21 protein-coding genes are annotated in these 23,075 nt (G+C 73.1%); 7 read left to right on the top strand and 14 right to left on the bottom strand.

The features are described from left to right. The first annotated feature begins 61 nt into the window (after positions 1-61). Positions 62-1,120 carry a hypothetical protein gene (locus tag AC0VX2_RS01955; RefSeq protein WP_020621603.1) on the top strand — a complete coding sequence of 353 codons (1,059 nt, stop codon included), beginning with the start codon at positions 62-64 and terminating at the stop codon, positions 1,118-1,120. A gap of 141 nt (positions 1,121-1,261) precedes the next feature. Here AC0VX2_RS01955 and AC0VX2_RS01950 read toward each other — a convergent pair whose 3' ends face one another. Genes AC0VX2_RS01950 through AC0VX2_RS01940 form a run of 3 tightly spaced genes read right to left on the bottom strand, consistent with a single transcriptional unit; the run spans position 1,262 to position 3,399 of the window. After that, complete coding sequence (locus AC0VX2_RS01950; RefSeq protein WP_002853740.1) at positions 1,262-1,708, bottom strand: acyl-CoA thioesterase; 447 nt, start codon at positions 1,706-1,708, stop codon at positions 1,262-1,264. Then, on the bottom strand, positions 1,705-2,925 hold the full coding sequence (locus AC0VX2_RS01945; RefSeq protein ID WP_043275839.1) for an App1 family protein: 1,221 nt from the start codon (positions 2,923-2,925) through the stop codon (positions 1,705-1,707). The genes AC0VX2_RS01950 and AC0VX2_RS01945 overlap by 4 nt, the downstream gene beginning before the upstream one ends. A 27-nt stretch (positions 2,926-2,952) precedes the next feature. Then, positions 2,953-3,399, bottom strand: coding sequence for a DUF6508 domain-containing protein (locus tag AC0VX2_RS01940; RefSeq protein ID WP_020621601.1), 447 nt, complete (start codon positions 3,397-3,399; stop codon positions 2,953-2,955). Positions 3,400-3,483: 84 nt separating this feature from the next. Between AC0VX2_RS01940 and AC0VX2_RS01935 the strand changes: the two genes are divergently transcribed. Together AC0VX2_RS01935 and AC0VX2_RS01930 are read left to right on the top strand one after the other, a co-directional pair. After that, positions 3,484-4,389, top strand: coding sequence for an inositol monophosphatase family protein (locus tag AC0VX2_RS01935; protein WP_020621600.1), 906 nt, complete (start codon positions 3,484-3,486; stop codon positions 4,387-4,389). A 67-nt stretch (positions 4,390-4,456) separates the two neighbouring features. Next, entirely contained in the window at positions 4,457-4,981 is a 525-nt protein-coding gene (locus AC0VX2_RS01930) for a pyridoxamine 5'-phosphate oxidase family protein (RefSeq protein ID WP_080981685.1), read from the top strand. A gap of 55 nt (positions 4,982-5,036) precedes the next feature. On the opposite strand, the gene AC0VX2_RS01925 is transcribed toward AC0VX2_RS01930, so the two are convergent. From AC0VX2_RS01925 to AC0VX2_RS01900, 6 genes are all read right to left on the bottom strand, one after another. Continuing rightward, positions 5,037-6,089 carry a dioxygenase family protein gene (locus tag AC0VX2_RS01925; RefSeq protein WP_101965716.1) on the bottom strand — a complete coding sequence of 351 codons (1,053 nt, stop codon included), beginning with the start codon at positions 6,087-6,089 and terminating at the stop codon, positions 5,037-5,039. A gap of 258 nt (positions 6,090-6,347) precedes the next feature. Continuing rightward, the gene (locus tag AC0VX2_RS01920) at positions 6,348-8,063 is read right to left on the bottom strand and encodes a thiamine pyrophosphate-binding protein (RefSeq protein ID WP_101965715.1); all 1,716 of its coding nucleotides are present in this window, start codon (positions 8,061-8,063) and stop codon (positions 6,348-6,350) included. Next, entirely contained in the window at positions 8,060-9,076 is a 1,017-nt protein-coding gene (speB, locus tag AC0VX2_RS01915; RefSeq protein WP_101965714.1) for an agmatinase, read from the bottom strand. Before speB ends, AC0VX2_RS01920 begins: the two co-directional genes overlap by 4 nt. 78 nt (positions 9,077-9,154) lie before the next feature. Beyond that, on the bottom strand, positions 9,155-9,724 hold the full coding sequence (locus tag AC0VX2_RS01910; RefSeq protein WP_101965713.1) for an XRE family transcriptional regulator: 570 nt from the start codon (positions 9,722-9,724) through the stop codon (positions 9,155-9,157). Further along, entirely contained in the window at positions 9,721-10,437 is a 717-nt protein-coding gene (locus AC0VX2_RS01905; protein ID WP_020626407.1) for a cyclase family protein, read from the bottom strand. Before AC0VX2_RS01905 ends, AC0VX2_RS01910 begins: the two co-directional genes overlap by 4 nt. Beyond that, positions 10,427-11,767 carry a purine-cytosine permease family protein gene (locus AC0VX2_RS01900; protein WP_060973602.1) on the bottom strand — a complete coding sequence of 447 codons (1,341 nt, stop codon included), beginning with the start codon at positions 11,765-11,767 and terminating at the stop codon, positions 10,427-10,429. Before AC0VX2_RS01900 ends, AC0VX2_RS01905 begins: the two co-directional genes overlap by 11 nt. A gap of 184 nt (positions 11,768-11,951) precedes the next feature. Between AC0VX2_RS01900 and AC0VX2_RS01895 the strand changes: the two genes are divergently transcribed. After that, the gene (locus AC0VX2_RS01895; protein ID WP_101965712.1) at positions 11,952-13,448 is read left to right on the top strand and encodes a sodium:solute symporter family transporter; all 1,497 of its coding nucleotides are present in this window, start codon (positions 11,952-11,954) and stop codon (positions 13,446-13,448) included. Positions 13,449-13,670: 222 nt separating this feature from the next. Further along, positions 13,671-14,864, top strand: coding sequence for an alcohol dehydrogenase catalytic domain-containing protein (locus AC0VX2_RS01890; RefSeq protein ID WP_101965711.1), 1,194 nt, complete (start codon positions 13,671-13,673; stop codon positions 14,862-14,864). Positions 14,865-14,939: 75 nt separating this feature from the next. Here the strand turns inward: AC0VX2_RS01890 and AC0VX2_RS01885 are convergent, their stop codons facing one another. Together AC0VX2_RS01885 and AC0VX2_RS01880 are read right to left on the bottom strand one after the other, a co-directional pair. Then, complete coding sequence (locus AC0VX2_RS01885; RefSeq protein WP_355504822.1) at positions 14,940-15,263, bottom strand: DUF202 domain-containing protein; 324 nt, start codon at positions 15,261-15,263, stop codon at positions 14,940-14,942. A 4-nt stretch (positions 15,264-15,267) separates the two neighbouring features. Further along, positions 15,268-15,687: a YidH family protein gene (locus tag AC0VX2_RS01880; protein ID WP_020626412.1), complete on the bottom strand. Its 420-nt coding sequence runs from the start codon at positions 15,685-15,687 to the stop codon at positions 15,268-15,270. A gap of 103 nt (positions 15,688-15,790) precedes the next feature. Here AC0VX2_RS01880 and AC0VX2_RS01875 point away from each other — a divergent pair, with 103 nt between their 5' ends. Then, complete coding sequence (locus tag AC0VX2_RS01875; protein WP_475432609.1) at positions 15,791-16,921, top strand: VIT1/CCC1 transporter family protein; 1,131 nt, start codon at positions 15,791-15,793, stop codon at positions 16,919-16,921. A 126-nt stretch (positions 16,922-17,047) separates the two neighbouring features. On the opposite strand, the gene sucD is transcribed toward AC0VX2_RS01875, so the two are convergent. From sucD to pcrA, 3 genes are all read right to left on the bottom strand, one after another. Beyond that, on the bottom strand, positions 17,048-17,968 hold the full coding sequence (gene sucD / locus AC0VX2_RS01870; RefSeq protein WP_044659020.1) for a succinate--CoA ligase subunit alpha: 921 nt from the start codon (positions 17,966-17,968) through the stop codon (positions 17,048-17,050). A gap of 27 nt (positions 17,969-17,995) precedes the next feature. Further along, positions 17,996-19,165, bottom strand: a complete 1,170-nt coding sequence (gene sucC / locus AC0VX2_RS01865) for an ADP-forming succinate--CoA ligase subunit beta (protein WP_101965708.1) — start codon at positions 19,163-19,165, stop codon at positions 17,996-17,998. 184 nt (positions 19,166-19,349) lie between these two features. Continuing rightward, positions 19,350-21,911, bottom strand: coding sequence for a DNA helicase PcrA (pcrA, locus tag AC0VX2_RS01860; RefSeq protein ID WP_251393457.1), 2,562 nt, complete (start codon positions 21,909-21,911; stop codon positions 19,350-19,352). Positions 21,912-22,026: 115 nt separating this feature from the next. Between pcrA and AC0VX2_RS01855 the strand changes: the two genes are divergently transcribed. Beyond that, positions 22,027-23,067, top strand: a complete 1,041-nt coding sequence (locus AC0VX2_RS01855) for an acyltransferase family protein (protein WP_083908104.1) — start codon at positions 22,027-22,029, stop codon at positions 23,065-23,067. Positions 23,068-23,075 lie beyond the last annotated feature (8 nt).

The raw sequence follows: 23,075 nt of genomic DNA, 5'->3' as shown, positions 1-23,075 counted from the left end.
CCCTCCACCGCCGGCGCGGCCGACCCGTCGCGCCCCCGACGGGCCCACGAGACTGGGCCGCATGACCCTGCTCTCCGACCACTCGCGTGCGCTGCTCCCGGGACGCGGGCCCCTGCTCAGCGCGGCGGACCCTCACGACGGGGCGGCGCGGCGCCGTCTCGAACGCGCCTGGACCCGCGGGGTCCTCGTGCGGCTCTGCCCGCGCGTCTACATCAGCGTCAGCGACTGGGCCGCGCTGCGTCCGTGGGACAGGGCGGTCGTGTCCGCCGTCGCCCTCTCGATCGCCCGCCCCGCGACGGTGTTCACGGGCCTGACCGCGGCCCGGTTGCACGGTCTGGGGCCGGCCGTCGAGCCGCCCGTGCTCGAGCTGCGCGCCCCCTCGCCCGGGCATCACGGCGCCGGTCCGCTGACCCGCCGTCCCTTCGCCCCCTCCGTGGTGGCCCACGATCGCCGGCTTCCCGTCCCGCCGCGCCGCCGACCCCGGTGGGGGCTGCCGGAGGCGGCCCCCGCCGCGCCTCAGCCGGTCGAGGCCGTCCTGTCGGACGGGCAGAGCCTGGGGACCGTCCTGGCGGATCCGCTGCCCACGGTGCTGCTGGTGCTGGGGGCGGCCACCCCGTTCCGCGACGCCGTGGCCCCGCTGGACGCGCTCGTCCGAGCCCGGCCCGAGGAGGCCGCACGCTGGGCGAGGCAGGCGGAGAGCCGACTCAAATCCGCGGCCGCCCTCCGCCGATTCGAGCGGGCCTGGCACTTCGCGGACGCGCGGGCGGAATCCGCCGGCGAGTCCTACAGCCGGGCCAGCATCCACGAGCTCGGCTTCGTCCCGCCCACGGCGCTGCAGCATCGCCACCGGGATGCGAACGGACGCGAGGTGGCCCGCACGGACTTCTGGTGGGAGCAGGTGCGGGTGTACGGGGAGTTCGACGGGCTGGGCAAGTACGACCTGTCGTTCTTCGACGGTGACGACACGGCCCGCCGCGCCAGCATCCGCCGGGAGAAGGAACGGGAGGTGGCCCTGCAGCTGGTCACCCGGGCGGGCGCGCATTGGACGTGGGGAGACCTCCTGCGGCCGGACCGGCTGGCGCGGATCCTCACCGCCGCGGGCGTCCCCCGCTCGGTCTGATCCACGGCCGTCCCACGGGCCCGGTCCCGACCTCCGCGAGCCCGAGCGTTCGACCTCCGCTCTGCGACATCACAGCCGTGCTGCACGGCGGTGATGTCGCTGGGCGGCTGCCAGGCGGTCAGCAGCCCACCTCGGCCCACCTCAGCCGGCCAGGGCCGCCCGCTGCTCGGGGCTGATGCGCACGGGGCGGCCCGTCTGCCCGTCGACGAACACCATGACGGACGTCGCGGTGGCGCAGAGGGTGTCGTCGACGCCGTCGTGCAGGGCGTAGCCCACGTGCACCGAGGCGGCCTTCACGGCGTCCACGCTCACCACCACGCGCAGTGGCACGGGGCGGTAGGGCATCTGGGCCCGGTACTTCACGGTGTGCTCGGAGATGAACGTCCGCACACCGGGGGCCACCCCCTCGAGCAGGTCGATCGGCGGGGCCTGCCCGCCACCGGCGCCGGTGTTCGCGGGCACGCCGAAGGCCGCCACGCGGGCCTCCTCCAGCAGCTGCACCACGGCGATGTTGTTCACGTGGCCGTAGGCGTCCATGTCCGCCCAGCGCAGCGGGATGCGGACCTCGACGGAGCGCGAGGCGGTCATCGGGCGGCCTCCTCGTCCGCGGACCGGCCGTCGCGCTGCGCCGCGGCGTCGAGGGTCGCCGGCGCCTCGTCGTCGCCGAGGATGTCCTCGCGCCAGGCCTCGGGCTGCACGTCCACGAACTCGACGGGCAGGATGCCCAGGTCCTCGAGCTGATTGGACAGCGTGGCCCCGTCCGGGCCGTAGCACCACGGGATGCCCGGGGTGGAATGGCGGGTGTCCTCCGCCCGACCGCCCGCGAGCAGCGCCTGCGAGGGGGTCAGCTGCCGGATGACGATCGCCTTGACCCGGTCGGGGTGGCGCTGCGCGAACTCGGCGTAGATCTCGGGGTCGTGCTGGCCGTCGTCGCCCACCAGGATCCACTGGATGTCCGGGAACTGCTCGGCGAGGCGCTCGAGCTGGACCCTCTTGTGCTCCTGACCGGAACGGAACCAGCGGTCCCTCGTGGGCCCCCAGCTGGTCAGCAGCAGAGCGCCGAGCGGGTAGAGGTTGCGGCCCAGGAAGCGGGTGAGGGTCTGCGCCACGTTCCACGCGCCCGTGGACAGGTACAGCACGGGGGCCTTCGGCTCGAGCTCGGCGATCCGGCGCAGCAGCACGGCGATCCCCGGAGTGGGCGTGCGGGCGTGCTCGTCGATCACGAACGAGTTCCAGGCCGCCAGCAGGGGGCGGGGCAGCGAGGTGACCACCACGGTGTCGTCGATGTCCGAGACCAGGCCGATCCGCGCGCCCGGCTCGCAGATGTACAGGTCCATGACGGCGTGCTCCTCTTGGCCGCCGACGTGGAGGGTGGCGGTCTGCCAGCCGGGCTCCAGCTCGACGTCCAGCACGACGTCGACGACGCCCATCCGGTCCGTGCGCACCGTGGTGCGCAGGTCCCCCACCTGCACCTCCACCTCGGCGTAGGCCATGGGCGGGGCCACGAAGTTGCGCCAGCCGCGCACGCCGTCCGCCACCACCTTCGACAGCCGACGGCCGTTCATGAACTCCTCGTCGGAGGCGATCACCACACGGGAGAGGATCCGCACCCAGCTGGTGCTGCCGTAGCCCGTGAACGCCATGACCGTCGGCACGTTGCCGGCACGCAGCGCGCGGGCGCGGTGCCAACGGTTCCACCCCTCCTGCAGGTGCGTGGCGACGTTCTCCACGGGAGTGGGGTCACCGGAAGGGGCCAGGCGGCCGCGCCGGGGCGCGGGCGTGGGGGCGTCGGAGGCTGCGGGCATGCGCCCAGTATTCCGCACCGTGCGCTCTCAGCGGATCTCGGGGACCAGCGCGGTCAGGCGGTCCAGCATGCGGCCGACCTTGCCGTTCTCGATCGCGGCGGCCACGTGCCCGTCCGCGAACCGCTCGCCGCGCACCAGGTAGGTGAACAGCGTGCCGAGGTCGGCCAGGGACGCCTCGGCGATGCCGGCCTCGCTCACCCGGTCCACGTTCCGCAGGTAGTCGACGTCGATGCCCGCCAGCTCCTGCGCGGCCACGAGGCCGGGGAACACGCGGTCGTCGTAGTCCGGGTAGACGCCGCCGAGGGTGCCGGGCGCGGGGGCGCCGTAGGAGGCGATCGGCCGGGCCTCGGTGCCGTAGCCGGCGGCGAGCAGCTCGCGCAGCGCACGCACGGCGGCCACGCGCTGGGGCGTGGGGGTCTGCGGGCCGGTGAGGGTGGCGTCGTCGTCGGGGGTCGGGAGGGGGTGCTCGGTCATGGCGGCTCCTCTGCTCGGGGGGGGGTCGGCCCCATTGTCTCGCGTGCGGTCCGACGTGTCCGGGCCCCCGCCTAGGCTCGGGGCATGAGCCCCGCCCTGCCCCGCCCCGCCGAGCTGCGCGCGATCGCCCTCGACGCCGCCCGCGCGGTCGTCGGCGACCTCGCCGCCGCCTTCCGCTCCCCCACCGCCATCGGGCCCGAGGCCAAGACCACGCACCACGACCTCGTCACCGTGCACGACCGACACACCGAGGCCCGGCTCGTCGCCGCGCTCACGACGGCGGTCCCCGGCTCCGGCGTGCTCGGCGAGGAGCTCGGGGCGCAGGCCGGCACCGGTGAGGCCGCCCGGCTGACCTGGATCGTCGACCCCATCGACGGCACCTCCAACTTCACACACGGCTTCGCGATGTTCTCGGTGTCCCTGGCCGCCGAGGTCGACGGCGAGGTGGTGGCCGGCGTCGTGCTGGACCCCGTGGGCCGGCTGGCGTTCTCCGCCGACGCGGACGGCGCCTACCTCACCCGCGGCGACGGGCCGGAGCGCCCGCTGGCCGAGGTCGGCCGGCCGGCGCCGGCCGGCGGCGAGCGCGCCCAGAACCTCGTGACCTCCTATCCGGCGGGCGAGGCGCTCGCGCGCGAGGGCGAGGACGCGCTGCGCCGCTTCGGGCGGCTCGTGACCGCCCACGCGACCGTGCGCCGCACCGTCTCCGGCGCCCTCGAGCTCGCCCACACGGCGGCGGGCTGGGCCGACGCCGCGCTGTACGTGGACACCAAGCCCTGGGACGTCGCGGCGGGGCAGCTGATCCTGCGCCGCGCCGGGGGCAGGTGGCTCACGCCGGACCCGGCCGCGCCGTCGTCGGGCCGGCTCGTCGACGACGGCCCGCGCGCCCACACGTGCCCGTTCGCGCTCGCCGTCGCCCCGGGCCGCGAGGCGCCGACGACGGCGGCGGTGCTGGGTGACATCGTCGCCTCGCGGGCGACCGACCATGTATAGAGTGGATGTGAGCCCGATCTCAGCGCCGCGCCCGACGGCGCCCGTCCCGGCATGCCAGGAGGCCCCGATGACCCAGCAGCACCATGACACCGACGACGCCCCGTCGATGCAGCGCCCCGATCCGGTCGCGGAGCCCGGGGACCACCTGATGTTCGAGCACCCGGACGGCGAGGCCGTCCTGGTGCTGGACGAGGACCAGGTCTGGCGACTGCTGGGCCGCGTGGGCCACGCGCGCCTCGGGCTGGCCGTGGACGGGCGGCCGGACATCGTGCCGGTGAACGTGCGGGCCCACGACGGCGCCATCTACTTCCGCACCGCGCCCGGCTCGAAGCTCGCCGAGCTCACGGTGAACCCGCACGTCGTGGTGCAGGCCGACGGGATCCTGGCCGACCAGGCCTGGTCCGTGCTCGTCCACGGCACCGCGCGCCGCCTGGACACGGAGGCGGAGATCGCGGAGGCCGAGTCCCTCGGCATCGAGCCGTGGGTGCCGACGCTGAAGGACTTCTACGTCCGCGTGGACGTCCAGCGCGTGTCCGGCCGCCACTTCGTGTTCGGCCCGCACCCCGAGCGCAACGAGTCCCAGACCGACTGAGCCGCCGGCAGGACGCGTGGGCTGGGCCGGACGGCTCAGCCCACGTCCGCCGGACTTAAGGACGCGCCGGGGGCTGGCCGCCCTCGCCGCCCGCCGGGGGCTGGCCACCGCCGGGCCCGCCCATCCCGCCCTGCTCCTGCTCAGTGGTGGTGTCGATCGGGACGTCGATGGTGATGGCGAAGCCCTTCTCCACGGAGCCCGTGATCTGCGGCAGCTGCGTCTCGTAGCCGTCCGAGAGGACGTTGTCCGTCTCGAGGCTGACGTCGGCGAAGTTCTCCGTGGACCCGTCGTAGGCCGAGGTGGCGTAGACCTGCGCGGACTGCTCCTCGGGCATGGCGATCTGGGAGGTGAGGACGTTGTTCGTCGCGTCCGTGATGGACGCCTTGTCCGGGAACACCTCGAAGTGCAGGTGGGGCCACCGGCCGTCGTAGCAGCCGGGCCACACCGTGGTGAAGGTGACCGTGCCGTCGTCGCCCACCACCTGGACGCCGCGCAGGTAGGTCTCCTCCGTGATGCCGTCCGAGTACATCGAGTAGCGGCCCTGCGCGTCGGCGTGCCAGAGGTACACGGCGGCGCCGGTCATCGCGGCGTCGCCGTTGGCCATGTCGATCACGTTCATCGTCACCGTCAGCGGGACGCCCTCGGCGGCGGTGCCCGTGTCGATGCTCGTGGTCAGGTCGGAACGTTCGATGCCGGACGCGTCGAGCACGTCCGGGCCGTTGGAGCCGTCGCCCGGGTACGGGCCTGCGGTCTCGGTGACCATCTCGGTCAGGGTGGCGGACGGCGAGGCGCTCGCCGCCGACGAGGAGGAGGCCGCGGGTGACGAGGAGCCGGCGCTCGCCGACGTCGAGCCGGAGGAGGACGAGGCGCCCTCCTGGACACCGCACGCGGCGAGGACGAGGGCTCCCGCCCCCGCGCCGAAGATGCCCAGCGCGTTGCGGCGGGAGACGAGAGTGCCGACGTCGAAGGCGGCGCCCTGGTCCTCGACGTCCTCGGCGGGGCGATGGAAGGCCCGGCCCTCGAAGGTGGGCGTGACGGCGGGGGCCTCGTCTCCCTCGGTGACCTGGGGGAAGGGACGGCGGGAGCGGGTCGGGAGCCCGGGGGCCATGGAGTTCCTCTCGTGGGGCGCCCGCCGGGTGGCGGGCCGCGTCGAGAGGCCAGCATGACAACGGATGCCGGACGTTTTCGTGAGATCGGCGGGATGGTTCCAGGACATCTCCTGGGCGGTTTCTGACACGGGAGGGACCGCCGGCGCCTCGGTCGACGTCTCAACTACCTGCCGGTCCAGCTCCGTTGCTGAAACATGCACCTGGAAAGGTGGCGCACACTCTCAGGGTCGAGTCAGCGATTCCGGCGCCGGGCCGCGTCAGACCTCCGGAGCCTCCCCCAGGTGGCTCGGCGCCCACATCGCCAGGCGGGTCTGCACCACGACGACGTTCGGCCCGTCCGCCTGGAACGCGCGCTCGAGCGCGCCGCGCACGTCCTCCACTCCCACCGTCTCGGCGGGCACGCCGAAGGAGGCGGCGAGGGCCTGGAAGTCCGGCCGGTCGAGCTCGGTGGCCGTGGCCTTGCCGAACGCGCCCTCCATGTACTCGCGCAGGATGCCGTACCCGCCGTCGTCGATGATCAGCCACGTCACCGCCGCACCGTGCTGCCGGGCGGCCGCGAGCTCGGCGAGGGAGTACATCGCCGAGCCGTCGCCGGCGACGGCGAGCACGCGCCCGTCGATCCCGGCGCGGCCCTGGTGGGCCAGGCCCACCGCGCCGCCGAACGCGGCCGGGAACCCGTAGCCGAGCCCCCCGGCACCCTGCGCCGAGTGGAACTCGCCGTCCTGCGCGTCCCAGCAGTTCCACGCCCAGTAGGCGGCGATGGTCATGTCCCAGTACGTCTGCATGGTCGACGGGACGGCGGCGCGGATGTCCGCCAGGAGCCGGCGCTCCACGCCGAGGTCCTGGGCGTCGAGCCGGGCGCCGATGCGCGCGTTGACGTCGGCGACCACCTCGGCCGGGGTGCGGCCGTGCCAGACGGCGGCGTCCTGCGCCACCGAGCCCGACTCGCGCAGCGCCGCGGCGAGGGCCTCGAGCGCCTGGCCGGCGTCGGCGCGCACACCCAGCGTGGGGTGGTTGGTCTCCAGCACGCGCGGCTCCGCGTCCACCTGGATGAGGCGGCCGCGCGGCTCGAGAGTGAAGTAGTTCGAGGTGACCTCGCCGAGCGAGGAGCCCACGACGAGCAGCACCTCCGCGTCCTCGAGCAGGTCCGTGACGAGGCGGTCCTCCACCCAGCCGCCGAGGCTGAGCGGGTGCTCCCACGGGAAGGCGGTGTTGCCGCCCGGCGAGCAGACCACGGGTGCCTGGAGCAGCTCCGCGACCTCCCGCAGGCTCGCCATCGCGGCCCGGCCGGAGCGGCGCACGCCGCCGCCGGCCACGATCGCCACCCGCCCGGCCCCGCGCAGCCAGCGCACGGACTCGGCCACGAGCTCGGCGCGCGGCGGGTGGTCGTAGGGCACGGCCAGGGCGTCCTCGACCGGGGGCACCATGACCTCGCCGAGCAGCACGTCCTGCGGGATCTCGACCCACACCGGCCCCTGCGGCACGGTGACGGCCTCGGCCCACGCGTCCTGGATGGCGGACGGGATGCCCGAGGCGTGGTGGACCGTGAACTGGGCCTTGGTGACGTTGCGGGCCGAGGCCTTCTGGTCGTCCAGCTGGTGCAGCATGCCCTTGCGCCGGGCGCCGAGCCCGGACAGCGGGATCTGCGAGGCGATCACGAGCATCGGCACACCCGTGGCGTACGCCTCCTGCAGGCCGGCCAGCGAGGTGAGCGCGCCCGGGCCGGTGGACAGGAACAGGACGCCGACCTCGCCGGTGGCGCGGGCGTACCCGTCCGCGGCGAAGGCGGCGTTGTTCTCCACGCGGTTCGAGACGAACTCCAGCGGGGAGCGGGACAGGGCGTCGAAGAGGCCGAGGGCGTGCTGGCCCGGGATGCCGAAGACCGTCCGTGCACCCAGGGCGTGGAGCGTCTCGACGGCGAGGTCGCCGCCGTTGCGCCGCGGGGCCGCCGTCGTCGTCTGCTCGTCGGTCATCGGCCCGGCTCCTCACCGGCGGCCGCGCGGGTGGCGCGGCGGTCGGCCATCAGGGAGATGAGGTCGTAGGCCACATGGGAGGCGGCGACGCCGGTCAGCTCGGCGTGGTCGTAGGCCGGGGCCACCTCCACCAGGTCTGCGCCCACGATGTCGAGCCCGCGCAGCCCACGCAGGATCTCGAGCAGCTCGCGGCTCGTGATGCCGCCGGCCTCGGGGGTGCCGGTGCCCGGCGCGTGCGCGGGGTCGAGGACGTCGATGTCCACCGAGATGTAGAGCGGCCGACCCCCGATACGCTGGCGCAGCTGGTCCACGATCTCGTCCACGCCCTGACGGAACACGTCCGAGGAGGTGACGATGCCGAAGCCCATGCGGTGGTCGTCGTCGAGGTCCTTCTTGCCGTAGAGCGGACCGCGCGTGCCCACATGCGAGATGGCCTCGGTGTCCAGGATCCCCTCCTCCACGGCGCGGCGGAACGGCGTGCCGTGGGTGTACTCGGCGCCGAAGTAGGTGTCCCACGTGTCCAGGTGGGCGTCGAAGTGCAGCAGGGCCACGGGCTCGCCGGCGCGGGCGGAGGCGGCGCGCAACAGCGGCAGCGCGATGGTGTGGTCGCCGCCGATGGTCATGAGCGAGGAGCCGTCCTCGGTGAGGTCCATCGCGTCCTGCTGGATCGCCTCGATGGCCTCGCCGATGTCGAACGGGTTCACCGCCATGTCCCCGGCGTCCACCACCTGGGCCTGCGCGAAGGGCGAGGTGTCCGTGGCGGGGTTGTACGGGCGCAGCAGTCGCGAGGACTGCCGCACGTGGCCGGACCCGAAGCGTGCACCGGGGCGGTAGGAGACGCCGGCGTCGAACGGCACGCCGACCACCTTGATCTCCGGGGCGACGCCGGCCGCGGCCGCCTCGTCCAGGCGCGGCAGCAGGGCGTAGGTGGGGGCGCCGCCGTAGCGGGGCACGAGGGCGGAATTCACGGGGCCGAGGCGGCCGTTGTCCTCGACGCGGGGGATCTCGAGCATCTGGATGTCCTCTCTGGGCTGTTCGATTCGGTCTGGTCGGTCTGGTCTGGTCTGTCCGGTGCGGGCATGCCGCACGGTTCACGCGTGGCCCACGAGGGTCCACAGCACGACGGCGGGGTGGCCGTCCGGATTGGCCCACGAGTGGGGCTCGCGGCCGGGGAAGGTGACGGTGTCCCCCTCCTCCAACAGGTGCACGGCCTCGGTGGTCCGCAGCTCGAGGCGGCCGGTGACCACGTGCACCGCCTCCACGCGGCAGTCCACGGTGTACAGCTCCGCCTCCCCGCGGCCGCGCGGCGCGATGTCAGCGCGCAGGATCTGCAGGTCGCGACTGCCGCGCGGGGTGATCAGGCGCTCGCGGATGCCCTCGCCGCCGAGGTTGACCGCGGGGGCGTCGGCGAGGCGCACGACCGTCACCTCGGGCGCGTCCAGGACGTCGCCCGGGCTCGCGCCGAGCACCTGGCACAGGGTCACGAGCGTGCTCACGGACGGGCTCGTCAGGTCCCGCTCGAGGCGGGAGAGGAAGCCCTTGCTGACGCCGGCCGCCTCGGCCAGCTGGGCCACGGTGAGCCGCCGCGCCTCGCGCAGCGCGCGCAGCCGGCGGCCGATCAGCGCCTGGCCCGGGGTGGTCTCGAGCGGGAGGGCCTTCATCGCGTTCCTCCCGACGTCGGCCAGGCGAGGACGCGGGCCGGGGAGCCGTCGCCGCCGGCCAGGGGCAGCGGATGCACCTCGAGCCGGAGGCGGGCGGACCAGTCGGCGCGCGGCGCCGCCCCTGCGGGGCGGAGCGCGTCCAGCCCCACGAGGTTCTCGACGATGATCCCGTCGCCGCCGAGGAAGGCCGCGTGGGCAGGAAGGTCGGGCTCACCGGCGAGCCCGGTGGGATCGGGACTGAGCATGTCCACCCCCAACAGACGGATGCCACGATCCCACAGCATGGCCGCGGCCTCTCCTGTGAGGAAGGGATGACGCGCGCGGAGGAGGCCGTCGCGCCAGTGTCGATCCCAGCCCGTGGCCAGCAGGAGTCGGGCGGGCGTCTGCGCATCCGTGCCGGGCAGGAGGGGGGCCAGGCGCGCGGCGGAGATCGGCTCCCCGGGGGCGAGCCCGGCCAGACCGAGGACGAGGGTGTCCCCGCACAGCTCGTCCCAGGTCAGCCCCTCGACGGTGCGGCCGCCCGGCACGGTGTGGCACGGGGCGTCCACGTGGGTGCCGGCATGCGAGCCGATCTCGAGGGCCATGACCGCGACCCCGTCCTGGGCGACGGTGAGGGCGGGACGGATACGCACACCTGGATCGCCCGGGTACACGGGCATGCGGTCCTCCAGGGGGCGCGAGAGGAGCAGGGGGGCAACGGAGTCAGACGCCACGGCGTCCCTCGATCGACGCGCCGGCCTCCGGGCGGGCCTCCGGCCGATGACGCGGCCAGGCGAGCAGGGCGTAGAGCAGGGCGCTCAGGAGGAACACCGGGACGGTGACACCGACGGGACTGGGCCACACGTCCGTGAGCAGCCACGACGTCGCGGCACCGACGACCCACACGGCCACTGCTCGCCCGTGGACACCCCCGCGGAACCAGGCGCGCGGGCCACGGGCCACGAGCACGTCCAGGGTGGTGCGGCGGCCCTGGAGCACGTAGTCCACGAGGATCACGGCGAACACCGGCACGAAGAAGGCGCCGATCAGCGCAAGGAAATCTGTGAAGCGGGTGAGCAGGTCGAACCACATCGCACCGATGACGCTCACCGCGCCGAGCACCAGGGCGACAGGCACGAACGGAAGGGGCCGGCTCAGCGAGGCGTGGGTAACCGACGTCGCCATCCCGTAGACCACCATCGTGTTCGTGGCCATGACCGAGAGGAACATCACCACGGCCAGCGGCCAGCCGAAGGCCGCGACGAGGGTCGCCGGGTCGAAGGGGGTGGCCGCGGCGTCGCCCAGGAGCACGTGTGCGAAGGCCGTGAGGCCCAGGCTCATCGCGATGACGGTGGACAGGGTGTAGCCGATGCCAGAGCCCAGCGCGGCCGCTCGCGGGGTGCTCGCGTTCCGGGTGATGTCGGCGGAGAGGACGGTCCACGAGATGGCCGTGGCGAAGACGAGATCGAAGGCGAGGGCGGGAGTCAGCTCGACTGCGGGGTCCACCGGGATCGACGCCAGCTCGGCCGGGCCGTGGGCACGGAAGGCGGTGACGAAGATCCCGCCCATCACGGCGAGCATCACGAGGGCGAGCCAGGGTTCGATCCGCGCGATGCCCTCGTGCCCGAGGATCGCCAGGGCCACGACGACGAGCTGGCACAGGACCGCGAAGAGCATCGGCGAGGAGAATCCGGTGGCCGCGGACACCAGGGCGTCCACCGCGAGGCCGGCCAGCATGGCCTGCACCCAGGACCACCCCATCAGGACCACCACGTTGAACGTCACCGGCAACAGAGATCCGCGGTGGCCGAAGGCCGCACGGGTCAGCGCCATGGTGGGCAGACCGGTGCGGGCGCCGATGACCCCGACCCCCACCAGGACGAGGGCGCCGAGGACGGTGCCGAGCACGATGCTTGTCAAGGCGGTGGCATAGGAGACCCCGGGCTGGAAGAGGGTCCCCGTCAGAAGCGTGGTGACCACGAGGTTGGCGGCCAGCCAGATCAGGAGCATGCGGAGCGTGCTCACGGTGCCGCGGGGCGGTGTCTGGACGACATGCTCGGACACACGCGCTCCTCTCGTTCGACCCGGAGCCTGCGCCCCGTCGCCCTGGACGACATGTTGCCTGCGATGCAACATGTGTTTACCGTAGACCCAGATCGTGTGATCGGCAACACGCCGATCTCTCCTGTCCCGCCCGCGGCGCCCCCGCATCCCGGCGCCCTGGATCCCCTCGCCCCAAGGACCACCCGTGACCCTCAACCTGACCATCGTCGCCGTCTACCTGGTCGGCATGCTCGCCTTCGGCTGGTGGGGCAAGACCCGCGCCGCCAGCTCGGAGGACTACCTCGTGGCGGGCCGCCGCCTCGGGCCGGTGCTGTTCACCGGCACCATGGCCGCCGTCGTGCTCGGCGGCGCCGCCACCGTGGGCGGCGTCGGCCTGGGGTACGAGTTCGGGCTCTCCGGCGCGTGGCTCGTGGCCGCCATCGGCGTCGGCGTGCTCATCCTGTCGGTGGCGTTCGCCCCGATCCTGGCCCGCCTGAAGATCTACACCGTCTCGCAGATGCTGCGCCTGCGGTACGGCCGCGGCGGGGCCTCCCACGCCTCCTCCTTCGTGATGCTCGCCTACACGCTCATGCTCGCCGCCACCTCCACGGGCGCCTACGCGTCGATCTTCGTGGTGCTCTTCGGCTGGGACCGCTGGCTGTCCGTCCTGGTGGGCGGCGGCATCGTGCTGGCCTACTCCGTGCTCGGCGGCATGTGGTCCATCACCCTGGCCGACATGGCCCAGTTCCTCATCATGACCATCGGCCTGTTCGCCCTCATGCTCCCCCTCTCCCTGGCCAACGCCGGCGGCTGGAGCGCCATGCAGCAGCGCCTGGGCGCCGAGTTCTTCAGCTGGGACGGGATCGGCGTGCAGTCGATCGTCACCTACTTCGTGATCTACACCCTCGGCCTGCTGATCGGCCAGGACGTCTGGCAGCGCGTCTTCACGGCCCGCTCCCCGCGCGTGGCTCAGATCGGCGGCGCCACGGCGGGGCTGTACTGCATCGCCTACGGCGTCGCCGGCGCCGTGATCGGCATGGCCGCCCGCACGGTGACCGCGGACATCGCCACCACGGACGACGTGTTCGCGTGGGTCGCCCAGAACCTGCTGCCCGTCGGCGTGGGCGGCGTGGCCCTGGCGGCCGCCGTCGCGGCCATGATGTCCACCGCATCAGGGGCGATCATCGCGGCCTCGACCGTGATGCGCACCGACATCCTCCCCATCCTCCGCGGCGAGGCCGCCGCCGCCGAGGACGGCGCCACCACCGAGGACGCGGCCACGGAGACCGCGGCGGAGCTCGCCTCGAACCGCGGCTGGGTGCTGCTGCTCGGCGCCGTCGTGCTGGGGCTGGCGATCGTCGTCCCGGACGTGGTGGCGGCCCTGACCATCGCGTACGACATCCTCGTGGGCGGCCTGTTCGTCGCGATCGTCGGCGGCCTCGTGTGGAAGCGCGGCACCGGCACGGCGGCGCTGTGGTCCATGGTGGTCGGGACGGTGGGCACCCTCGGCACCATGGGCTGGCTCGAGCTGAACGCCGCCGAGCCCTTCGAGGGCGTCTTCGCGAACGAGCCGATCTACGTCGGCCTGGCCGCCTCCGCCGTCGTGTACGTCCTCCTCAGCCTGATGACCCGGCCCACCGACCCCGCGGTCCTCGAGGCCTGGCGGGTGCGCTCCCGCCACGGCGTCGACGCCGCGGTCTGAGAGTGCCTCTGGCCGACGACCCCGGGGCCTGTGATCCTCCGACGCCCGCACGATGGCCGAGGCCAGGTGACGGGTGCTGCGGGCGGCGGCGCGCGACCCTTCCCCGAGCTCCCCGCCGACCCCTACTGTGTCCGTACAACCCGGGACCGGGACTCCCCCTCGGGTTCGTCCCGTCTCCCGCCCTGCCAGGGCCTCGATAGAGACAGAAAGGCAGCAGTTCCCATGACCACCAAGAACCGCGCCGTGGCATTCCACGGCATCAAGGACGTGCGCGTCGACGAGCTGGACTTCCCCAAGCTGGAGATGCCCGACGGCTCCGCCGCCCCGCACGGCGTCATCCTCAAGATCGTCGCGACCAACATCTGCGGCAGCGACCTGCACATCTACCGCGGGTCCTTCCCCGCGCCCGAGGGCATGGTGCTGGGTCACGAGATGACCGGCCAGGTGCTGGAGATCGGCAGCGACGTCCAGTTCCTGAAGGAGGGTGACCTCGTCTCCGTGCCGTTCAACGTGGCCTGCGGCCGCTGCCGCAACTGCCGCGCCGGCCGGACCGAGATCTGTGAGACCGCCAACCCGGAGCAGGCCTGCGCCGCCTACGGCTTCAATCTGGGCGGCTTCCAGGGCGGGCAGGCCGAGTACCTGTTCGTGCCGTACGCGGACTTCCAGCTGCTGCGCTTCCCGGACCAGGAGCAGGCGATGGAGAAGATCCTGGATCTGACCGTGCTCTCGGACATCCTCCCGACGGCGTTCCACGGCCTCATGGAGGCCGGCGCCAAGCCCGGCTCCACCGTCTACATCGCCGGTGCCGGCCCCGTGGGCCGGTGCGCCGCGGCCGCCGCTCGGCTGCTGGGCGCCTCGTGCATCATCGTGGGCGATCAAGACGCCTCGCGGCTGGAACTGGTGCGCAAGCACGGCTGCGAGACCATCGACCTCTCCACCACGGAGAACCTGCAGGACGCCGTGAACGACATCCTCGGCGAGCCGATGGTGGACTGCGCGGTGGACTGCGTCGGCTCCGAGGCCCACGGCCTGGGCTCCGCGTCCGATGAGATGCAGCCGATCGCCGCCGTGAACCAGGTCCTGGACATCACCCGTCCGGGCGGCGCCACGGGCATCATCGGCATCTACGGGCCGAACCCGATCGCGGAGACGAAGGCCGAGCAGGAGGGCACCTTCCCGGTGGACTTCGGCAAGGCCTGGATCAAGTCGCCCCACATCATCGGCGGCCAGGCGCCCATCATGCGCTACAACCGCCAGCTGATGATGTCGATCCTGTGGGACCGGATGCCGTACCTGACGGAGATGGTCAACCCGCGCGTGATCACCCTGGACGAGGCACCCCAGGCCTATGCGGAGTTCGACCAGGGGTCCCTGGAGAAGTTCGTCATCGACCCCCACGGCATGATCGCCCGCTGAGCGGTCCGCCCCCGGAGGCACGACGGCGCCCCTCACCTGCCCGCGCAGGTGAGGGGCGCCGTCGTCGTCCGCGGATCATGCCGCGTGCAGCAGCGTGGCGGTGATCCCGAGGCCCGCCAAGCCCACCACCAGCGCGACCATGCAGGCCACCGACGCCAGGGCCGGCCGGGCCTGCTCCCGCGCGATTCCGTCCGCGTGCGCCACGTAGCGCCGGCGCTGCGTGGCCAGCACCGCCGCCCCGCCGACGGCCGCCACCACCGCAGGCCCGAACGCCCACGCGCCGACGGCCGGCCACCACCTCAGGAACGTGAGGCTGAGGACGCTCAGCGCCAGGACCGTGCGGCCCCAGCTCATCACGGTGCGCTCGGGCTGCAGCCCCGGGTCGTGATGCAGGCGCATCGTCTCAGCCCCGCGGCAGGACGACGGCGGCCAGCAGCACCACGACGGCCAGCACGACGCCCCCCGCCAGGACCGGGACGATCAGCGGCAGCGGCAGCGGACGGCCGCGGCGCATCGCCCGCTCCACCCGGAGCCAGCGCGCACCCGCGCCCAGGGCGAGCAGCGCCGCCAGGACGAGCAGCACCGTGCTCAGCACCACCCGGACCGGCGGCGCGAAGAGGGCGCCGGTGAACGCCTCCACCGCGACCCCGCCGGCCAGCAGCGCCAGCGCCGTCCGGACCCAGGCCAGGAACGTGCGCTCGTTGGCGAGCGTGAACCGGGGGTCCGGCTCCTCCCCGCCCGCCAGGAGGCGGTGCTGCCAGGCCGGCCGGCCGCCGTCGTGGGCGGCGGCCTCGGGGCCGTCGGGGGTCTCTGCTGCGTCCATGCGGCCATGGTAGCGACGGCGTAGACTGGCCGGTCGGGCGCGCCCGGCCGCCGCGGTCCGCGACGGCGCCGCCCGTCTCCGCCCGCCCATCCGATGGAGCCCCATGAGCCCCGCCCACACCGCCACGCCTGCGGCACGTCCCGCGCCGACCCGCGAACAGGTCCGACGCTGGCGCCGCTACCTCGCCGACGAGATCGCCGAGGGCCAGATCTACCGCGACATCGCCGCTCGCAAGGACGGCGTGGAGCGCGACATCCTGCTCGGCCTCGCCGAGGCCGAGCGCCGCCACGAACAGCACTGGCGGGCCCTCCTGGGCGAGCACGCCGAGAACCCGCCGCGCCCCTCCCTGCACCGCATCCTGCTGCGCTGGCTCGCGCGGATCTTCGGCTCCGTGTTCGTGCTGGCCCTGGCCCAGCGCGCCGAGTCGGACACTCCCTACGCGGAGGACCAGGACGCCCCCGAGGGCATGGTGGCGGACGAGGCCATCCACGAGGAGGTCGTGCGCGGCCTCGCCGCCCGGGGTCGCGAGCAGCTGGCCGGCAACTTCCGCGCCGCCGTCTTCGGCATGAACGACGGGCTGGTCTCCAACCTGGCGCTCGTGATGGGCATCGGCGCGACGGGCGTGGCGCCGTCCGTGGTGCTGTTCACCGGCGTGGCCGGCCTGCTGGCGGGCGCGCTGTCCATGGCGGCCGGCGAGTACGTCTCGGTGCGGTCCCAGCGGGAGCTGCTCGAGGCCTCCTCCCCCACCCAGATCACCCTCGAGGCGGCCCAGCACCTGGACCTGGACCACAACGAGCTCAAGCTCGTCTACCTGGCCCGCGGCATGACGCCCGAGGATGCCGAGCACCGCGCGCTCGAGCGCCTCGGCTATCTCACGTGCGACTGCAACCCGCAGTTCTCCGCCCGTCCCGACGGCTCCCAGGGGCCGGTGGACCACTCGGACTCCTTCGCGGAGATCGGCTCGGCGTGGAGCGCCTCCCTGTCCAGCTTCGCGTTCTTCGCCTCCGGCGCACTCATCCCGATCCTGCCGTACATCTTCGGCATGTCCGGGCTGTGGGCCCTGGGCCTGGCGGCGGCGATGGTGGGCGCGGCCCTGCTCTTCACCGGCGGTGTGGTCGGGCTGTTGTCCGGCTCCTCACCGCTGGCTCGGGGCCTGCGCCAGCTCGCGATCGGCTTCGGCGCCGCTGCCGTGACGTACGTGCTCGGCCTGCTCTTCGGCGCGAACGTGGGCTGACGGGCGCCCACCGCCTGCTCCGCCCCGCACAGCACACGGCCCCTGCCCCTCAGGACGAGGGACAGGGGCCGTGGTGCATCCGCCTGCCGGTGCGGAGCGCCGGCATCGGCGCCCCCCACCGCGGGATCAGGCCTGGGCCTGCAGGATCTCCCGCATGAGCTGGGCGGTCTCGGACGGGGTCTTGCCGACCTTCACGCCCGCGGCCTCGAGGGCCTCCTTCTTGGCCTGCGCGGTGCCGGCGGAGCCGGAGACGATGGCGCCGGCGTGGCCCATGGTCTTGCCCTCCGGGGCGGTGAAGCCGGCCACGTAGCCGACGACCGGCTTGGTGACGTTGGCCTTGATGAACTCGGCCGCACGCTCCTCGGCGTCGCCGCCGATCTCGCCGATCATCACGATGGCCTGGGTGTCCGGGTCGGCCTCGAACGCCTCGAGGGCGTCGATGTGGGTGGTGCCGATGATCGGGTCGCCGCCGATGCCGATGGCGGTGGAGAAGCCGAAGTCACGCAGCTCGTACATCATCTGGTAGGTCAGCGTGCCGGACTTGGACACGAGGCCGATGGGGCCGGAGCCGGTGATGGTGGCCGGGGTGATGCCCGCCAGGGCCTCGCCCGGGGTGATGACGCCGGGGCAGTTCGGGCCGATGATGCGGGTCTTCGGCTTGCCGTCCTCGCCGGTCTTGGACTGGGACAGGGCGAAGAACTCGGCGGTGTCCTGCACCGGGATGCCCTCGGTGATGACCACGAGCAGCGGGATCTCGGCCTCGATGGCCTCGATGGCGGCGTCCTTGGCGAAGGCCGGCGGCACGAAGGCCACGGACACGTCCGCACCGGTCTTCTCCATGGCCTCCTTGACGGTGCCGAAGACGGGCAGCTCGACGGCGTTGCCGTCCTTGTCCTCGTGGGACACGGTGGTGCCGGCCTTGCGGGCGTTCACGCCGCCCACGATGTTCGTGCCGGCCTTGAGCATGAGGCGGGTGTGCTTGGTGCCCTCACCGCCGGTGATGCCCTGGACGATGACCTTGGAGTCCTTGTTCAGGTAGATCGACATAGCTGTTTCCTCAGTCTTTCCGAACGGTCAGTTCGCGGAGTGGGCGAGCTCGGCGGCCTTGTCGGCGCCCTCGTCCATGGTGGCGGCCAGGGTGACGAGCGGGTGGTTCGCCTCCTGCAGGATGCGGCGGCCCTCCTCCACGGCGTTGCCGTCCAGGCGCACGACCAGCGGCTTGGTGGCGGTGTCACCCAGGATCTCGAGGGCCTTGACGATGCCGTTCGCGACCTGGTCGCACGCGGTGATGCCGCCGAAGACGTTCACGAACACGGACTTGACCTGCTCGTCGCCCAGGATGACGTCGAGGCCGTTGGCCATGACCTCGGCGTTGGCGCCGCCGCCGATGTCCAGGAAGTTGGCCGGCTTCACGCCGCCGTGCTGCTCGCCGGCGTACGCGACGACGTCGAGGGTGGACATCACGAGGCCGGCGCCGTTGCCGATCACGCCGACCTGGCCGTCCAGCTTCACGTAGTTGAGGCCGTTGGCCTTGGCCTTGGCCTCCAGCGGGTCCTCGGTGCGCTCGTCGACGAGGGCGGCGTGGCCCTCGTGGCGGAACGCCGCGTTGTCGTCGAGGGAGACCTTGCCGTCCAGGGCGAGGATCGTGCCGTCGCCGGTCTTCACCAGCGGGTTCACCTCGACGAGGGTGGCGTCCTCCTTCTCGAAGACCTCCCAGAGCTTCTGGATGACCTCGGCGACGTCGGCGCGCAGCTCCTCGGGGAAGCCCGCCTCGGTGACGATCTTCTGGGCGGTCTCGGCGTCGATGCCGGTCAGCGGGGAGACGGGCACCTTGGCGAGGGCCTCGGGGCGCTCCTCGGCGAGCTGCTCGATCTCCATGCCGCCCTCGACCGAGCACATGGCCAGGTAGGTGCGGTTGGCGCGGTCCAGCAGCACGGAGAAGTAGTACTCCTCGGCGATGTCGGCGCCCTGGGCGATCATGACCTGGTGCACGGTGTGGCCCTTGATGTCCATCCCCAGGATGGCCTTGGCGTGCTCGTAGGCCTCGTCGGCCGTCTTGGCGACCTTCACGCCGCCGGCCTTGCCGCGGCCGCCGACCTTCACCTGCGCCTTGACGACGGTGACGCCGCCGATCTTCTCCGCGGCCGCCTTGGCCTCGTCCGGGGTCTGCGCAACGATGCCGGCCAGCACGGGGACGCCGTGCGCCTCGAACAGATCGCGCGCCTGGTACTCATACAGGTCCACGGTGGTGTGTCCTTCTTGGTCGAAGACAGGGTCTGCCGGCCTCGCCCGCGGGCGCGGCCGACGTCGACGCCCCCTCCGTGGCCGGGCCGGGCGCGGGGGCACGGCGGGGCGGCGGACGGCGGCGTTCCACGGCTCACTGTAGTCCACGCCCCGGGGCGACCGGGGGGTCGGCGGGCCGGTCCCGTCAGCCCTCGACCTTCGTCAGCGGGGCGTAGCGCAGCAGCAGCCGCTTCTGCGCCCCGGTGGCGTCGAAGGTGACGGTCGCGACGGTCTTGTCCCCCGCGCCCGCGACGGCGTCCACACGCCCCTCGCCGAACGTGGCGTGGGAGACGCGGTCGCCCGGGCTGAGCGCCACGATCTCCTTCTGCGGCTGCACCCGGCTCGGCGCCTTCCCGCGCACCACGCCGGAGGGCACCGTGAGGTCCGCCGGCTCGTCCCCGCGGGTGAGGCGCTGGGGTCGCGCGCCGTCGTCGTCCCGGGACCGCCAGGCCGGCCGGCCGCCCCCGAACCGCCCCGCGTAGCGCGAGGTGCCGGCGCCGGTCAGGCTCAACGAGCCGGCCGAGCGGGTGGTGCCCTCCCGCTCCCAGTCGATGAGCGTCTCCGGGATCTCCCCGAGGAACTGGCTGGGCGGGTTGAACTGGTGCTGGCCCCACAGCGAGCGTGCCTCGGCGCGCGTCAGGAACAGGCGACGGCGGGCGCGCGTCAGGCCCACGTAGGCCAGACGGCGCTCCTCCGCGAGCTCCTTCTCGTCCGTCATCGAGCGGGCGTGCGGGAACACCCCGTGCTCCATGCCCGTCAGGAACACCACGGGGAACTCGAGGCCCTTGGCGGTGTGCAACGTCATGAGCGTGACCTGGCCCTGCTGCTCGGCGAGCGCCTCGCCCTCCACGTCCGGGGCCGTGGGCAGCTGGTCTGCGTCCGCCACGAGCGCCACCTGCTCGAGGAAGTCGGACAGGGTGCCGTCCGGGTGCGTCGTCTCGAAGGAGCGGACGACGGCGACGAGCTCGCCGAGGTTGTCCGCGCGGGACTCGTCCTGCAGGTCCTCGGACTCGCGGAGGGCGGCCAGCATCCCGGACTGCTCGAGGACGGCCTCCAGGACGGTGGCCGGGCCGGCGGACTCGGCGACCTGGCCGAGGTCGTCCATCATCTGCACGAAGCCGCGGACGGCCTTGAGCGAGCGCGCGGCCATGCCGGGGGCGTTCTCGGCGTCGCGCAGGGCCGCGGAGAACGTGGAGCGGTTGTGCTCGGCCCAGGCGGCGATGGCGCCCTCGGCCCGGTCCCCGATGCCCCGCTTGGGCTCGTTGAGGATGCGGCGCACGTTGACGTCGTCGTCGGGGTTGACGATCACCCGCAGGTAGGCGAGCGCGTCCTTGATCTCCTTGCGGTCGTAGAAGCGCGTGCCGCCGATGACCCGGTACGGGATGCCGCGCGTCACCAGCCGCTCCTCGAGTGCACGGGACTGCGCGTTGGTCCGGTAGAACACGGCGACGTCGGCCGGGCGGATCCCGTCCTCGTCCTGCAGCCGGTCGATGGTGGTGGCGATCCACTCCGCCTCGGCGGACTCGTTCTCCGCGGCGTAGCCGACGATCGCGGGGCCCTCCCCCTCGGCCGTCCACAGGCGCTTGGGACGGCGGTCCGGGTTGCGCTCGATCACCGCGTTGGCGGCGTCCAGGATGGTCTGCGTGGAGCGGTAGTTCTGCTCGAGCTTGATGGTGACGGCGTCCGTGAAGTCCTGCTCGAACTCGACGATGTTGCGGATGTCCGCGCCGCGGAACGCGTAGATGGACTGGTCCGAGTCGCCGACGACGGTCAGCTCGCCGCCGGGGGTCTCCACGCCCTCGGGGTCGCCCGCCGGGCCGGCGAGGAGCCGGATCAGGCGGTACTGGGCGTGGTTGGTGTCCTGGTACTCGTCCACGAGGACGTGGCGGAACCGGCGGCGGTAGTTGTCCAGCACGCGCGGGAACGCCTCGAACATGTGGACCGTCATGCCGATCAGGTCGTCGAAGTCCAGGGCGTTGGCCTGGCGCAGGCGGGCCGTGTAGTCCCAGTAGACGGCGGCGACGGCGCGGCCCCACGGGTCCCCCTCGGCCACGGTGGCGGCGTAGTCGTCCGCCTCCACGAGCTCGTTCTTCAGGGAGCTGATGCGGTTCAGCAGGGCCTTGGGCGCGAAGCGCTTCGGGTCCAGCTCGTGCTGCTTGGCGACGGTGGTGACCAGGCGCAGGCTGTCCGCCGAGTCGTAGATGGTGAACGTGGACTTCAGCCCGATGTTGGCGGCCTCGTTGCGCAGCAGCCGCACGGCGGAGGAATGGAACGTGGAGATCCACATCCGCTGGGCGGTGGGACCGATCAGCCCGGCCACGCGCTCGCGCATCTCCGCGGCGGCCTTGTTCGTGAAGGTGATGGCGAGGATCTCGTGCGGCCGCGCCCGGCCGGTGGCGAGCAGCCACGCGATGCGGTGGGTCAGCACCCGGGTCTTGCCCGAGCCGGCGCCCGCCACGATCAGCAGCGGCGCCCCCGTGTGGGTCACCGCGGCGGCCTGCTGCGGGTTGAGCCCCGCCACGAGCGACTCGGGAGTGTGCGCCGGAGCGGCCGGGCGGGCGTCCTCGCCCCAGGCCTCGGGGTCCGCGGCCGCGCGCGTGACGGCCGGGGGCACGAGCCCGGGCAGGGCGGTCTCCGGGTCCGCGGGGCGGCGGGTCCGGTCGAGGTTCAGGGGCGTGCGTCCGAGCGCGGAGAAGAGGTCAGCCATGGTGCCCCGAGTCTAGGCGGGGCACCGGACAGCACAGGGCGGGGCCGGGGGACGGAGCGCGAGCCCGACGACGTCGCGGACCCGCGGGCGCCGCGCCGTCGTCTACCCTCACTGTGTGTCCGCCTCCACCATGCCCAGCACCTCACCCTCAGCCCGGAGCGCTGTCTCCGGCTCCCGCGTTCCGGGGGCCGCCGGACGGGAGCACGGGATCGACCAGATCCGCGGTATGGCGGTCTTGCTCGTGGTCATCGCCCATGTGCGCAGCATCCCGATCGGTGTGGGCGTGGACGTGAACTCGGAGCTCCTCGTCATGTTCACGAAGGAGTTCCACACCTTCCGGATGCCCGTGCTGCTCGTGCTCTCCGGTCTCCTGTTGGGCCGTTCTCTTCACAAGCCGCTGTCCACGTACTACCGGGGGAAGGCGGAGAAGATCCTCTGGCCGTTCCTCGTGTGGGCGGCGATCACGGCGTTCGCGCAGGCGGCGCCGGAGCGGCTCCTGGTCACCCCCGGCCGGTATCTGCTCGGCGGCCCGTGGCACCTCTGGTTCCTGTGGGTGCTGCTCGCCTGCTACCTCGTGGGCCCGGTGGTGCGCTGGGTCCCTGCGTGGCTGCTGGTGCCCGCCATGCTGGCCGGCGCGCTCGCGCTGGGCAAGGACGGCCCGGAGTGGCTGCTGGACCCCCTGTTCTGGGGCGCGTTCTTCTTCCTGGGCGCAGCGCTCGGCTCTCGACTCGACTCCGTCCGCCGGCTGCCCTGGCCCGTCGTCGTGGCCGCCGCCGTGTGGGCCTTGGCCGCCGTCACGCTCCACTCGACCTCCGCCGAGTTCCTCTACATCTCACCCGCCCGGCCGATCGTGGCGTTCCTGGGGCCGCTCGGGGCCGTCGTCGTCGTCCTCTGGGCGAGCGGGCGGCTCCCCCGGTTCCCGCTGTTCGAGTTCGTGGGGCGGCGGTCGATGGTGATGTACGTGGCCCATGTGCCCGTGATCATGGTGATCTCCTTGGTCCTGGGAGACTGGGCTGTCGGACACCGTTGGCACTTCTACGCGCTCACGGGTTTGGCGGCCGTCTGCGTCCCCCTGCTGCTGGCCGTCGCCTATCGTCCACTGCGCTGGCTGTTCGAGGCACCCACCTCGGGCCTCGGATCACGCTGCGCACCCTGACCTTCCAT

This window comes from Micrococcus sp. iso_239, assembly GCF_056173395.1.
Note: the sequence above shows the minus strand (reverse complement) of the source record. Positions and strands in the feature narration are given on the sequence as shown.

Bases quoted from the DNA above. Each gene is read 5' to 3' on its own strand.
- AC0VX2_RS01920 (WP_101965715.1), bottom strand. From the start codon at position 8,063: ATGACCGACGAGCAGACGACGACGGCGGCCCCGCGGCGCAACGGCGGC.
- sucD (WP_044659020.1), bottom strand. From the start codon at position 17,968: ATGTCGATCTACCTGAACAAGGACTCCAAGGTCATCGTCCAGGGCATC.
- AC0VX2_RS01935 (WP_020621600.1), top strand. From the start codon at position 3,484: ATGAGCCCCGCCCTGCCCCGCCCCGCCGAGCTGCGCGCGATCGCCCTC.
- AC0VX2_RS01875 (WP_475432609.1), top strand. From the start codon at position 15,791: ATGAGCCCCGCCCACACCGCCACGCCTGCGGCACGTCCCGCGCCGACC.
- AC0VX2_RS01885 (WP_355504822.1), bottom strand. From the start codon at position 15,263: ATGCGCCTGCATCACGACCCGGGGCTGCAGCCCGAGCGCACCGTGATG.
- AC0VX2_RS01910 (WP_101965713.1), bottom strand. From the start codon at position 9,724: ATGAAGGCCCTCCCGCTCGAGACCACCCCGGGCCAGGCGCTGATCGGC.
- AC0VX2_RS01940 (WP_020621601.1), bottom strand. From the start codon at position 3,399: ATGACCGAGCACCCCCTCCCGACCCCCGACGACGACGCCACCCTCACC.
- pcrA (WP_251393457.1), bottom strand. From the start codon at position 21,911: ATGGCTGACCTCTTCTCCGCGCTCGGACGCACGCCCCTGAACCTCGAC.
- AC0VX2_RS01950 (WP_002853740.1), bottom strand. From the start codon at position 1,708: ATGACCGCCTCGCGCTCCGTCGAGGTCCGCATCCCGCTGCGCTGGGCG.
- AC0VX2_RS01880 (WP_020626412.1), bottom strand. From the start codon at position 15,687: ATGGACGCAGCAGAGACCCCCGACGGCCCCGAGGCCGCCGCCCACGAC.
- AC0VX2_RS01925 (WP_101965716.1), bottom strand. From the start codon at position 6,089: ATGGCCCCCGGGCTCCCGACCCGCTCCCGCCGTCCCTTCCCCCAGGTC.
- AC0VX2_RS01955 (WP_020621603.1), top strand. From the start codon at position 62: ATGACCCTGCTCTCCGACCACTCGCGTGCGCTGCTCCCGGGACGCGGG.
- AC0VX2_RS01930 (WP_080981685.1), top strand. From the start codon at position 4,457: ATGACCCAGCAGCACCATGACACCGACGACGCCCCGTCGATGCAGCGC.
- AC0VX2_RS01945 (WP_043275839.1), bottom strand. From the start codon at position 2,925: ATGCCCGCAGCCTCCGACGCCCCCACGCCCGCGCCCCGGCGCGGCCGC.
- speB (WP_101965714.1), bottom strand. From the start codon at position 9,076: ATGCTCGAGATCCCCCGCGTCGAGGACAACGGCCGCCTCGGCCCCGTG.
- AC0VX2_RS01890 (WP_101965711.1), top strand. From the start codon at position 13,671: ATGACCACCAAGAACCGCGCCGTGGCATTCCACGGCATCAAGGACGTG.